General features: G+C 71.1%; 9 protein-coding genes. 5 read left to right on the top strand and 4 right to left on the bottom strand.

Features of this window, described 5'->3' with window-relative positions; translation table 11 throughout:
* The first annotated feature begins 182 nt into the window (after nt 1–182).
* Nucleotides 183–1,760, top strand: a complete 1,578-nt coding sequence (locus ABD346_RS15840) for a DUF5691 domain-containing protein (RefSeq protein ID WP_344375363.1) — start codon at nt 183–185, stop codon at nt 1,758–1,760.
* Nucleotides 1,761–1,978: 218 nt separating this feature from the next.
* Here the strand turns inward: ABD346_RS15840 and icmB are convergent, their stop codons facing one another.
* The gene (gene icmB, locus ABD346_RS15835) at nt 1,979–2,392 is read right to left on the bottom strand and encodes a coenzyme B12-dependent isobutyryl CoA mutase small subunit (protein WP_189762011.1); all 414 of its coding nucleotides are present in this window, start codon (nt 2,390–2,392) and stop codon (nt 1,979–1,981) included.
* A 384-nt stretch (nt 2,393–2,776) separates the two neighbouring features.
* On the opposite strand from icmB, the gene ABD346_RS15830 reads away from it, so the two are divergent.
* Both ABD346_RS15830 and ABD346_RS15825 read left to right on the top strand, forming a co-directional pair.
* Nucleotides 2,777–3,601 carry an alpha/beta hydrolase gene (locus tag ABD346_RS15830; RefSeq protein WP_344375362.1) on the top strand — a complete coding sequence of 275 codons (825 nt, stop codon included), beginning with the start codon at nt 2,777–2,779 and terminating at the stop codon, nt 3,599–3,601.
* Between the two features lie 455 nt (nt 3,602–4,056).
* Nucleotides 4,057–5,661: a M23 family metallopeptidase gene (locus ABD346_RS15825; RefSeq protein ID WP_344375361.1), complete on the top strand. Its 1,605-nt coding sequence runs from the start codon at nt 4,057–4,059 to the stop codon at nt 5,659–5,661.
* A 12-nt stretch (nt 5,662–5,673) separates the two neighbouring features.
* Here ABD346_RS15825 and pcrA read toward each other — a convergent pair whose 3' ends face one another.
* On the bottom strand, nt 5,674–8,175 hold the full coding sequence (pcrA, locus tag ABD346_RS15820) for a DNA helicase PcrA (RefSeq protein WP_344375360.1): 2,502 nt from the start codon (nt 8,173–8,175) through the stop codon (nt 5,674–5,676).
* 202 nt (nt 8,176–8,377) lie between these two features.
* Between pcrA and ABD346_RS15815 the strand changes: the two genes are divergently transcribed.
* On the top strand, nt 8,378–9,517 hold the full coding sequence (locus tag ABD346_RS15815; RefSeq protein ID WP_344375359.1) for a C40 family peptidase: 1,140 nt from the start codon (nt 8,378–8,380) through the stop codon (nt 9,515–9,517).
* A 16-nt stretch (nt 9,518–9,533) separates the two neighbouring features.
* Here the strand turns inward: ABD346_RS15815 and ABD346_RS15810 are convergent, their stop codons facing one another.
* Nucleotides 9,534–9,887 carry a hypothetical protein gene (locus ABD346_RS15810; protein WP_344375358.1) on the bottom strand — a complete coding sequence of 118 codons (354 nt, stop codon included), beginning with the start codon at nt 9,885–9,887 and terminating at the stop codon, nt 9,534–9,536.
* 363 nt (nt 9,888–10,250) lie between these two features.
* On the opposite strand from ABD346_RS15810, the gene ABD346_RS15805 reads away from it, so the two are divergent.
* Nucleotides 10,251–11,303: a C40 family peptidase gene (locus tag ABD346_RS15805; protein ID WP_344375357.1), complete on the top strand. Its 1,053-nt coding sequence runs from the start codon at nt 10,251–10,253 to the stop codon at nt 11,301–11,303.
* Nucleotides 11,304–11,322: 19 nt separating this feature from the next.
* Here the strand turns inward: ABD346_RS15805 and ABD346_RS15800 are convergent, their stop codons facing one another.
* On the bottom strand, nt 11,323–12,459 hold the full coding sequence (locus tag ABD346_RS15800; protein ID WP_344375356.1) for an alpha/beta hydrolase: 1,137 nt from the start codon (nt 12,457–12,459) through the stop codon (nt 11,323–11,325).
* Nucleotides 12,460–12,488 lie beyond the last annotated feature (29 nt).

Raw genomic sequence — 12,488 nt, 5'->3', positions numbered from 1 at the left:
AACTGCGCGACGTATGAGGAGGTACCCCGCCGCGTTCACGCCCCCACTCCCCGGCAGTGCGCTCCGTACCGGCGATGCCACAGCCCCGGCCCGCGGCATCCGCCCGCACGGCCGACCGAAGGGCGGCGCCGCCACCACGGAGGCGAATCCCAAGCGAAACGAAGCCATGGAAAGGGGACTGGATGTCCGGCTCAACTAGCTCCTGGGAGGAGCTGGTGACCTCGGCACTCCTCGGCACCGAACGGCGCCCGGCAGCCGGCGGGCCCGGGGAACTTCTCGATGCCGCCGCGGCGCAGACCGTGCGACGCAGGGCGGGGCTGGTTCCGGCGCCCGCGGGAGTACGTCCGCAGGCCGCACCACCGGACGAGCGGCCCGCACTGCCGGAGGCGGCCCGGCGGCGGCTCGCGATGCTGCTCGCCGACCGTTCGGCGCCCGCGCATGCCGGGGGCCGGCGCGGGAGCGCGCCAGACCTGGGCGAGCTGCTCCCGCAATGGCTGGCCATCGCCAACGAGCGGGGCCTGCGCGCACCGTCGGAGCTGCTGCCCACGCTCCTCGACGCGGCCCGGGCCCGCACGGACCTGCGCCCCCAGGCCCTGGCGTTCGCGGGCCCGCGCGGGCTGTGGCTGGCCCGGCTCAACCCGGAGTGGCGCTTCGCGCTGCGCGGCGCGTCGGGCAGCGCGGCGCTGCCCGACCCCGGGGACACCGAATCCGTACAACTCCTGTGGGACGAGGGCCTGTTCGCGGAGCGGGTGGCGCTGCTCGCGGCGGTACGGGCACACGCCCCGGAGGCGGGACGGGCGCTGCTCGCCGCGACCTGGGCGACGGAGCGGGCAGAGGACCGGCTGATGTTCCTGGACTCGCTGCGCGAGGGGCTCGCGGCCGCGGACGAGCCGTTCCTGGAGCGGGCGCTGGCCGACCGGAGCCGCAATGTGCGGGCGACGGCGGCGGAGTTGCTCTCGGCGTTGCCGGGTTCGGCCCTCGCGCGAAGGATGGCGCAGCGGGCGACGTCCTGTGTGTCCCTGGACCGGACGGGCGAGGGGCCGCTGGTCTCGGTGGAGGCGCCGCACGAGTGCGATGCGGCGATGCAGCGGGACGGGGTCGCGCCGAGGCCGCCGGCGGGGCGGGGTGAACGGTCGTGGTGGCTGGGCCAGTTGGTGGAGTCGGCTCCGCTGGACACATGGCCGGTGAGGCTCGGCGGGCGCACGCCCCGCGACATCGTGGCGCTGCCCGTGGCCGACGACTGGGGGGACGAACTGCATGCCGCGTGGTGCAGGGCGGCGGTGCGGCAGCGGGATGCGGAGTGGTCTCGGGCCCTGCTCGGCGCGCCGTCGGCCCCGCCTGGGGAGGGCGCGGGTACGGCGTCCTTGGCGGAGCGGGCCAAGCTCCTGTCGATCCTGGCGGAGGACGAACGGGCGGACTGGGTGGCCCGGTTCATATCCGCGCATGGCCTGTCGGAGGCATTCCAGCTGCTCGGGGTGTGTGTGGTGCCGTGGGCGGGAGCGCTGGGGCGGGCGGTGGTGGACGCGCTGGAGATCGCCCGGGACGCGGGGAGCTATCCGTGGAGCTTCAGCGGGGTGATGGGCCTGGCGGAGCGCTGCCTCGATCCTTCGGAGTCGCCCCGTCTGGAGGCCCTGACGGCCACGCCGCCGGAGGGAGAGGGGGCGTCGCCGGGGGCCGGGGGATACTGGGCGGAGGCGTTTCAGCGACTGGTGGCGACGTTGCGCTTGCGCGCGGCGATGCGGGACGAACTGTGCGGCTAGCCCGGCCCAAGGGGCTCCGCCCCGCATCCCCCGAACGGGAGGGGCTCCCATCGCGGCGGAGCCGCACAATGTCACAGTCCCGCGCCCCTGGCAGGGTCGATCCTGGCCCGCACCGGAGCACTTCAGCCTGTCCGGCACCTGAGGACGAGCGCCCTCAACGCGCCAACGGGGTCTGGGGCGGAGCCCCAGGATCGACCACCGGCCTCCGGGGCCAGCCGTTACGCTCCCGCCGGCTGGCGGACGTTCGCGTTGACCCAGGTGACGATCGACGCCGTGGTCGCCCCCGGCGTGAAGATCTCGGCCACGCCGAGTTCCTTCAGCGGCGGGATGTCGGCCTCGGGGATGATGCCGCCGCCGAAGACCTTGATGTCCTCCGCGTCGCGCTCCTTCAGGAGCTCCAGCACCTTCGCGAACAGCGTGTTGTGCGCACCGGAGAGGATCGAGAGGCCGATCGCGTCGGCGTCCTCCTGGATCGCGGTGTCGACGATCTGCTCGGGCGTCTGGTGCAGCCCGGTGTAGATGACCTCCATGCCGGCGTCACGCAGCGCCCGCGCGATGACCTTGGCCCCGCGATCGTGACCGTCGAGCCCCGGCTTGGCCACCACCACGCGGATCGGACCGGTTACACCCATCACTGCCTCCACATGTCCCACCTGCGCACCCCCGCGCCGAAGGGCCGGGGAAGTGAACGAACGTTATCCACAGCATCCCGCAACCCGCCGTTTCACGGTGGAGAGGGAGGGGGAAATCACACGTGGGACACGTTCGTTTTGCACCGTACCCGCATCAGTCGGCCCACCGGCACCGGCCGGACGGCGGTCGTGACGGGGTGGGCGCGGTCGCAAGGGGAGCCGCTACGAAGGCGCCGCACCACCGTGCTGTCAGCCGCGCAGCACGGTGGTCCGGCCCCTCGTAATTTCGGGGCCGGCTCAGGCGGGGGCCTTCACAGGCGGAGCCCCATGAGGGCATACGGGGGACGGAGCGGCCTCCTGTGTGCCATTCGGGAGGTCGCCGCCGTGCAGTTCTTTTCGTTACTGCCGCTGTGTGTGCGCCGGGCGTGGCTGTCGGCGGCACTGATCAGGGCCACCGCGCTGGATCTGGCCGTGCTGGCCGGGCACCTCCTCCTGTACCCCTCGGGCCTGACCCCCGAGCGGCATCCCGCGCCGGATCCGGCCGCCGCGCCGCAGCTGCCGACGGCCGGCCGCTCGCACCCGCCCGTGGTCCTGCTGCACGGCTTCATCGACAACCGGTCCGTGTTCGTGCTGCTGCGCCGCTCGCTGGCCCGGCACGGCTGGCGGCATCTCGAATCCCTCAACTACTCGCCGCTGACCGGCGACATCAGGGTTGCCGCCGAGCTGCTCGGCCGCCATGTGGAAGAGATCTGCGCCCGCACCGGCCACCGCGAGGTGGACATTGTGGGGCACAGCCTGGGCGGCCTGATAGCCCGGTATTACGTGCAGCGCCTCGGCGGCGACCTCCGGGTGCGTACGCTCGTGACGCTGGGCACCCCGCATTCCGGCACGCGCTCGGCACAGCTCGCGCATGCGCACCCGATCGTGCGGCAGATGTGCCCCGGCTCGGAGCTCGTGGAGGAACTGCGCAGGCCGGCTCCCGGAATCCGGACCCGGTTCGTGAGTTTCTGGAGCGACCTGGACACGCTGATGATTCCGGTGGAGACGGCCCGCATCGAGCACCCGGATCTGATCGCGCAGAACGTCAGGGTGACGGGGATCGGTCATCTGGCGATGCCGGTTCATCCGGCCGTCGCCGCAGGGGTGCGGCAGGCGCTGACCGCCGGGGAACCGGAAGCCGCCGCCGAGGACGCGTTCTCGGTGGCCTGAGCGGAACGCCCCCGAGCCGGAGCGGCACCGCCCAAGAAGGCCACCGGCCGCCCGCACCGCCGGAGAAGGGCTCCCACCGGCCGCCCGCGCTGCCCTGGAAAGGCACCCCTCCCACCGGCCGCCCGCGCTGCCCCCGGGGCCCCTCCCCCGTGGCCTGATTCAGCCTCCACATATCCCCGAACACCCCCCGCCCGTCCCCACTCCACCCCCGCCCCACCCCCGCAGCAACGTATCCGCACCCCACCATCCGTCGAACGAACTCCGAACACAGGGCCAAACCTCTGCCCACAGTCCACCGAAAGGCGGCTGATTGCCCGTTTCCCGTAACCAAGAAACCTGCCGAAGATTGTCGGTCTCGCATACCGCCGGGTACAGTCACGCCACTGCTGTCCCCGGGACCCCCGCCCCTTCGGGACCCGGCCGCAGGTTCTGTTGCCGAGGCGAGAGAGAAGTTGGTGACTGACCAGCACGCCCACGCCGGGTACGTCGGACACGACGGCTACCTCAGCGGCAGCAGTGGCCATGACGGCAACGGCGCCCACACCACGAGCACCGGAAGCTACGGCATCGATCCGCTCTTCGGCGCGATGCAGGGCGGCTACGCCGACCAGAACGGCTACGCGTCGGGCCAGACGGGCCAGTTCGACACCGGCGCCTTCGCCTCCCCGTACGACACCACCGGCCAGTGGACGGTTCCGGCCCAGGCCACGGCGTACGAGCCGGACGGCGCGACCAGCACGTTCAACGACACCGGAACGTTCAGCACCAGCACGTTCGAGACCGGAACCTTCAACACCGGCGCGTTCGACACCGGCACCTTCCAGACCAGCGCCTTCGGCACCGGACAGTTCGACACCGGCACGTTCACCACCCCGGTCTTCCCCACCCAGAGCTCCGGCACCGAAACGTTCCATACGGGCGCCTTCGACACGACGGGCCAGTGGGACGCCAACGCGTGGAACCAGGCGCAGGACACCGGTCAGTACGACAACACCGCGTTCACCTCGGCGTACGACACGACGGGGCAGTGGGCCGTGCCCGGCACGCAGTCCGAGACCGGCACGTACGACGCGACCGCATGGAACGCGATGGCGACGGCGGCCACGACGACGATGCCCGCCCAGCACGAGCCCCAACTCTCCTACGAGACAGCCGAGTTCTCCCAGGTGGAGCTCGCGGACGCGTTCCCGGACGAGTACACCGAGGCGTTCACCGACGAGCCCGCCCCCGAGCCGGAGCCCACCGGACCGCTGAACGACCTGAACACGGATCTGCCCGGCCCGGCCGTCCCCGGTTCGCGCGCCGAGGCCCGCCGCAGTGCAGGCCGTCGGCGGCGCAGCCCCGCCAAGCGATCGGCGCTGCTGACCGTCGCGGTTCCGTCTGTGTGCGTGATGGGGGTCGCGGGTGTCGCGGTCGCCTCCGTCGGCGGGCTCGGCGGCGGCAAGGACGACGGCGCCACCGTGACGGCCGCGGCCGACCCCGCGTCGGTCAAGCCGGTCGCCGCCAACACCAAGCTGGACACCCAGCTCGCCAACCTCAGCGCCGACGCGAACAGCTTCGCCGACCGGGCCAGCCGGACGCAGGAACGTATCGACCTCAAGGCCCGCCAGGACGCGGAGAAGAAGAAAAAGGAGGACGCGGCCGCCGCGAAGGAAGCCGCGCGCCCCAAGTTCGTCCTGCCGGTGACGCAGAAGGGCCTCAGCGCGTACTACGGGCAGGCCGGCGTCAACTGGATGTCGGTGCACACCGGCATCGACTTCCCGGTCTCGTACGGCACGCCGGTGATGTCGGCGATCGACGGCACGGTCCGCACGCAGTGGAACAGTGCGTACGGAAACATGGCCATAGTGACCGGCGCCGACGGCACCGAGACCTGGTACTGCCACCTGTCCAGCACCAAGATCCGTTCGGGTCCGGTGAAGGCCGGTGACGTCATCGCGTACTCGGGGAACTCCGGCAACTCCACCGGGCCGCACCTCCACTTCGAGGTGCGACCGGGCGGCGGCTCGTCGATAGACCCCCTGCCGTGGCTGCGCAGCCACGGCCTGGACCCGACGTAATCAGAAGCCCGGTCAGAGCTTTTCCACCGGCGCGTACCGCAGCAGCAGCTTCTTCGGGCGTTCGTCGCCGAAGTCGATCGTGGCCTGGGCGTCCGAGCCCGAACCCGTCACCGACATCACGGTGCCCAGGCCGAACTGGTCGTGCGTGACGCGGTCGCCGACCGACAGGGCGATCACCGGCTTGTCGTTGCCGCGCCGCGTCGCGAAGCCCGAGGGGCCCGCCTTGGAGCGCGACGAGGACAGCGAGTTGCCGATCCCGCCGCCGAGCGACTTGCCCGACACGGGGCCCGCCGGGGCCGCCATCGGACCGGTGCGCTTCCACTCCAGGTGCTGGACCGGGATCTCCTCCAGGAAGCGCGAGGCCGGGTTGTACGAGGGCTGGCCCCAGGCGCTGCGCATCGAGGAGCGGGTCAGGTACAGCCGCTCCCGGGCGCGCGTGATGCCGACGTAGGCGAGGCGGCGCTCCTCCTCCAGCTCCTTGACCTGGCCGAGCGCCCGCATGTGCGGGAAGACGCCGTCCTCCATGCCGGTGAGGAACACGACGGGGAATTCGAGGCCCTTGGCGGTGTGGAGCGTCATCAGCGTGATGACTCCCGAACCGTCCTCGTCCTCGTCGGGGATCTGGTCGGAGTCGGCGACCAGGGCGACCTTCTCCAGGAACTCGGCGAGCGTGCCCGCGCCCTCGTCCTCCCCGCGCTCCTGCTCGAACTCCAGGGCCACGGCGGCGAGTTCCTGGAGGTTCTCGATGCGGGTCTCGTCCTGCGGGTCGGTCGAGGCCTGCAACTCGGCGAGGTAGCCGGTCCGTTCGAGGACGGCCTCGAGGACGACGGCGGGTCCGGCGCCGGAGTCCACGATCGTACGGAGCTCCTCCATCAGCGCGTTGAAGCGCTTGACCGCGTTGGCCGAGCGGGCGGCCATGCCGTACGCCTCGTCGACGCGGCGCAGCGCCTGCGGGAAGGTGATCTTCTCGCGCAGCGACAGGGCGTCGATCATCGCTTCGGCGCGCTCGCCGATGCCGCGCTTGGGCACGTTGAGGATGCGCCGCAGCGGGACGGTGTCCTCGGCGTTCGACAGGACGCGCAGGTAGGCCAGGACGTCCCTGACCTCCTTGCGCTCGTAGAAGCGGACGCCGCCGACGACCTTGTAGGGCAGGCCGACCCGGATGAAGATCTCTTCGAAGACACGGGACTGTGCGTTGGTGCGGTAGAAGACCGCGACGTCGCCCGCCTTGGCCTCGCCCTTGTCGGTGAGCCGGTCGATCTCGTCGGCGACGAACTGCGCCTCGTCGTGCTCGGTGTCGGCGACGTAGCCGGTGATCTGCGCGCCCGGTCCCGCGTCCGTCCACAGGTTCTTCGGGCGGCGGCTCTCGTTGCGCTCGATCACCGCGTTGGCGGCGGACAGGATCGTCTGCGTGGAGCGGTAGTTCTGCTCCAGGAGGATCGTCGTCGCGCTCGGGTAGTCCTCCTCGAACTGAAGGATGTTGCGGATCGTCGCACCGCGGAAGGCGTAGATCGACTGGTCGGCGTCACCGACCACGCACAGCTCGGCGGGGGCCTGCGCCTCGCCGGAGGGACCCACCAGCTCCCGTACCAGCGTGTACTGGGCGTGGTTGGTGTCCTGGTACTCGTCGACCAGGACGTGCCTGAAGCGCAGCCGGTAGTGCTCGGCCACGTCCGGGAAGGCCTGGAGGAGGTGGACCGTCGTCATGATGATGTCGTCGAAGTCCAGCGCGTTGGCCTCGCGCAGCCTCGCCTGGTACATCGCGTAGGCCTGGGCGAGCGTCTTCTCGAAGCCGTCCGCAGCCTGGCCCGCGAAGGTCTCCTCGTCGATCAGCTCGTTCTTCAGGTTGGACACCTTGGCGCTGAACGACTTCGGCGGGAAGCGCTTGGGATCCAGGTCGAGGTCGCGGCAGACCAGGGCCATCAGGCGCTTGGAATCGGCGGCGTCGTAGATCGAGAACGATGAGGTGAAGCCGAGCCTCTTCGACTCGCGGCGCAGGATCCGCACACAGGCGCTGTGGAACGTCATGACCCACATCGCGTTGGCGCGCGGGCCGACCAGCTGCTCCACGCGCTCCTTCATCTCGCCCGCGGCCTTGTTGGTGAAGGTGATCGCGAGGATCTGGCCGGGGTGCACCCCCCGGGTCGCCAGGAGGTGGGCGATGCGGTGGGTGAGCACGCGGGTCTTGCCGGAGCCGGCGCCGGCCACGATGAGCAGCGGCGAGCCCGCGTGCACCACGGCGGCGCGCTGCTGTTCGTTCAGGCCTTCCAGAAGGGCCGCCGCGTCGATCGCCGGGCGCGGGGCGCCGCCGCGGTAGTACGCGTCACGGTCCGCGGGCGCGTCGAACTGGCCCCCGAACAGGTCGTCCGGCACCGCTTCGGGTGCGTGCTCATCAGGCAGCGCGGCGCCAGCCGCTCCGGTGGAGCCGATGCCTGCATCGGGGGGCGGCGGCGGGTGCTCCTCCTCGGAGGGCTGGAGGTCCGCCAGGAAGCTGTCGTCAAAGAGGCTGCTCATCGTCTCCCGAGTCTAGGCCGCCCCTCTGACACTCCGCCGCCGCCTTCGGAGAGACGATTCACGACTACGCACCGTAAAGGTCACGGGAATGTATCGGGCCTGTCGGACATCAACCTTCCCAGGGGCCACGGGAGTTGGCTAGCGTGCCGCAGCAAGCCGGGGAACGCCCCCGTCCGGAACGATCCGGAAGGAGGTGTCGGCCTTGCCCTCACACCGCAAGCCGCGCACTCGAATAGGCACTACCGCGCCCGCCCTGGGCGTGACGACGGCCGCGCTCGCCTCGGTGAGCCTGCTCGCGCAGAGCGCCGACGCGGCGCCCGCCGTACCCACCGGGCCGAAGCCGAGCATCGAAGAGGTGCAGAAGAAGGTCGACGACCTGTACAGACAGGCGGATCTCGCCACCCAGAAGTACGACGCGGCCAAGGAGGCGACGGCCACCCAGCGCGCCAGGGCCGACGCGCTGCTCGACCAGGTGGCGGCCGGCACGGCGAAGCTGAACGACACCCGGCGGGTGATCGGCAGCTATGCCGCGGCGCAGTACCGCGACGGCGGGGTCACCCCGACCATGACGCTGCTGTTCTCGGACGACCCGCAGGCCTTCTTCGACCAGAACCAGCTGATGGGCCGGCTCTCCGACGAGCAGCAGAAGACACTGAGCACGTTTGAGACGGAACGCGCGGCGAACGCCAAGAAGCGGGCCGAGGCGAGCCGGAGCCTGGCCGCGCTGACCACCTCGCAGCAGGTTCTGCGGGCCGGCAAGCAGGACGTGCAGACCAAGCTGGCGGCCGCCCGCACGCTGCTGTCGACGCTGACCGCACAGGAGAAGGCGCGGCTCGCCGCGGTCGAGAAGAAGAAGCAGGACGACGCCAAGCGCAGGGCCGCCGAGCTGGCCGCGCAGCAGGCGGCGGCCGCCGCTAAGAAGAAGGCCGCCCCGCCCGCCGGCCACGCGCCTTCCTCGCCCTCGGCGCCCTCGACGCCTTCCGCGCCCGGCACGACCAAGGCGGCCAAGGCGCTCGCCTTCGCCCGCGCCCAGATGGGCAAGCCGTATGTGTGGGGCGCGACCGGCCCGGCCTCGTACGACTGCTCGGGGCTCACCCAGGCCGCGTGGAAGGCGGCCGGAGTGGACCTGCCGCGCACCACCTGGGACCAGGTGAAAATGGGCACCCGGGTCGCGACGGCAGATCTGCAACCCGGTGACCTGGTCTTCTTCTACGACGACATCAGCCATGTCGGCATGTACATAGGCAACGGCATGATGATCCACGCGCCGCACTCAGGGGCTTACGTACGCGAGGAGTCGATCTACTACATGCCGATCTACGGCAGCGTGCGGCCCGTGTGACGCGGGCGGCCGGGCCTCAGGTCCAGAGCAGCGCGATGAAGATGTTCGCGACGGTGAGGCCGCCGACCACGCCGAACGCGGCCTTCTCGACCTTCTCCTCGTCCCGCTTCACATAGACCAGGCCCAGGATCACGATCAGGAACGCGAGCTTCACGCCGAGCTTGACGGTGTTCAGGGTGCTGCCGTCGGCCTGGTTCAGGCCGACCAGGGCGACCCCGGTGACCAGCATGGTCAGCGCGCCGTGCAGCATCGCCGGGACGAAGCGGGCGGTGCCCGCGCTCATCGCCTTCATCTGCGTCAGGAATCCGCCGAGCAGCGAAGCTATGCCGATGATGTGCAGGCCGACGACGACCTTGATGAGTACGTCCATGGGCCGGAGCCTAATTCCCTCGTAGCAGGCGCCGTGCAGCGGGTGGGGCCCGACCGGCACTTCGGTCACAGCAGGCGCGCACCCTGTGGACCAACGCCCCGGCTTCGGTCGATGCCGGTCACGCGAACGCCGGAAAGAGGCACTTGCTGTCATTGCGTCGCTCGGCCGTGTCGCCCAGGTTTAGCGTCCTCCACCAGGTGGCCGACTCCCCACCGCCGCCGCTCCACCGGGCGGCTGTCGGTCACCACCGCCGAAAGATCCGGCGGCGGGCCGTTCCCCCTGTGCGGTCCGTCGTCGGAACGGCTCCCCTCCCCGGAGCCGCAGCGCGGAAGCACTGCCGTACGGAAGGACGTGAAGGCCCTCGTGGCTGCGCACCGAAAGCCCAAGCAGCATCCGCTCACCGGCCCCGCCGCCCGCACCGCCGCGACGCTCGCCCTGGCGTCGGCGGCCACCGCCACCCTCTTCGAGGGCTCCGGGCACGCCGACCCGAAGCTCACTCCGGCGCAGGTCAAGGCCAAGGTCGACCAGCTGTACCAGGACGCGGAGGTCGCGACGGAGGCGTACGACGGCACGAAGGAGAAGGCGGACGCGACCGAGCGTTCGCTGAACGAGCTGCGCGACGAGGCCGCCCGCAAGACCCAGCAGCTCAACACCGCGCGCAACGCGCTGGGTTCGCTGGCGGCCGCGCAGTACCGCAGCGGCACGGTCGCCCCCGAGCTCCAGCTGATCCTCTCCTCCGACCCGAAGCAGTACCTGGACGACGCCGCGATGGCCGAGCGCGCCGGGGACCGGACGGCGGTCGCGGTGTCCGGGGTGCAGAAGCAGCTCGGCGAGCTCGACCGGCTGCGCACGACCGCCGACGGGAAGCTCACGGAGCTGCGCGCCCAGCAGTCCACGCTGCGGAAGCAGAAGAGCGACATCCAGTCGAAGATCACCTCCGCCGAGGCGCTGCTCGCCCAGCTCACCGCCCCGGAGCGGGCCGCCTACGAGGAGCCCTCCGCGGCCCCGGCCGACACCCGGGCCAGCCGCTCGGCCGACGCCCCGCGCGCGCCGATCGCGGCTCCCACCGAGCGCGCCGCGGCCGCCGTCTCCTTCGCCTACAGCGCGCTCGGCAAGCCGTACGTGTGGGGCGCGACGGGCCCCTCGTCCTTCGACTGCTCGGGCCTGACGCAGGCCGCCTGGCGCTCGGCCGGGGTGCAGCTGCCGCGCACCACGTACACCCAGATCAACGCGGGCAGCCGGGTGCCGCGTTCCCAACTGGCGCCGGGCGACCTGGTGTTCTTCTACTCCGGGATCAGCCACGTGGGGATCTACATCGGCGGCGGGCAGATGATCCACGCGCCGCACCCGGGGGCTCCGGTGCGGATCGCGCCGATCGACGAGATGCCGTTCGCGGGCGCCGCCCGGCCCGCGTGACCCAGCCCCTGACGGTACGTCAGACCCCTTGCCCCGGTTGCACCTTGGCGCCCGCTCCCATCTCCTTGGTCAGCCAGCGGAAGACGTCGGGGACCTGGGTCTTCCACACCGCGCTGGCGTGGCCGCCACCGTTGAGCTTGACCACGGTCACCGCGGTGGGCGCCTTGGCGGCCTTCTTCAGGGCGAGCCCGTCGTTGTAGCCGTCGGTCTGCTCACCGGAGACGAACAGCGAGATCCGCGGCGGGGTCTTGGCGTGCTTGAGGATCCACAGCGGGTTGGTCTCCTCGCGCAGCTTGGGGTCCTTCGCCGTGATGGAGTCCTTCTCGGCGGCCGGGTCGTTGTAGCCGGACAGGTCGACGCCGGCCCGGTAGCGGTCGGGGTGCTCGATGGCGAGCTTGGCGGCGCAGTGGGCGCCCGCCGAGTACCCGGCGACGGCCCAGCCCTCGGCGCGGGTGTCGGCGCGGAAGTTGTCAGTGACCATCTTGCGGACGTCCACGCTGATCCAGGTGTCGGCGTTGACGACCCCGGGCACGTTCGCGCAGCCGGTGTCCTTGCCGTCCAGGAGCGTGGTGCGCGGCGAGACCAGGATGAACGGCGCGACCTCGCCCTTCTCCATCATCGGCGTGAGCTGCTCCTGCGTCTTGAGCGTGCCGAACCAGGCGCCTATCGACCCCGGATAGCCGGGCAGCAGCTCGACGACGGGGAAGGTCTTGTCCTTGTACGCCGGGTCGTTGTACTGCGGCGGCAGCCACACCGCCACATCGCCCTCGACCCCGGAGACCTGCCCCTTGAGCGTGGTCTTCACGACGCCCTTGCCGACCTTGTTCGTGTACGGCTCGAACTTCTGCTTCACCTTGGGCTCGTCGGCCGCGTTCCTGCCGCCGGTGCCGTCGGGGCCGAGGTCGGGGGCGGCGTTCACATGGTTGCCGCCGCCGAGCAGGTCGTCCCAGGTGTCGTACAGGCCGTTGGCGTTGTTGACGAAGAGGAAGACCACCAGGATCGCGGTGACCTGGGCGAAGCCCAGCATGAGGAGCCGCGAGATCCAGCGTACGAAGGCCGGCCCGCCGATTCTGGTCCACAGGACGAGCGGCAGCAGCAGGGCTGCCACCGCCGCGAGGATCGCGATCACGAGGAAGGGGGTTCCGGTCAGGCTCATCACGCCCCCCTAGAGGGGCGGCCGCGAAC

Source organism: Streptomyces mauvecolor (assembly GCF_039532965.1).
In the GTDB taxonomy this organism is placed as follows: Bacteria; Actinomycetota; Actinomycetes; order Streptomycetales; family Streptomycetaceae; genus Streptomyces; species Streptomyces violascens.
Note: the sequence above shows the minus strand (reverse complement) of the source record. Positions and strands in the feature narration are given on the sequence as shown.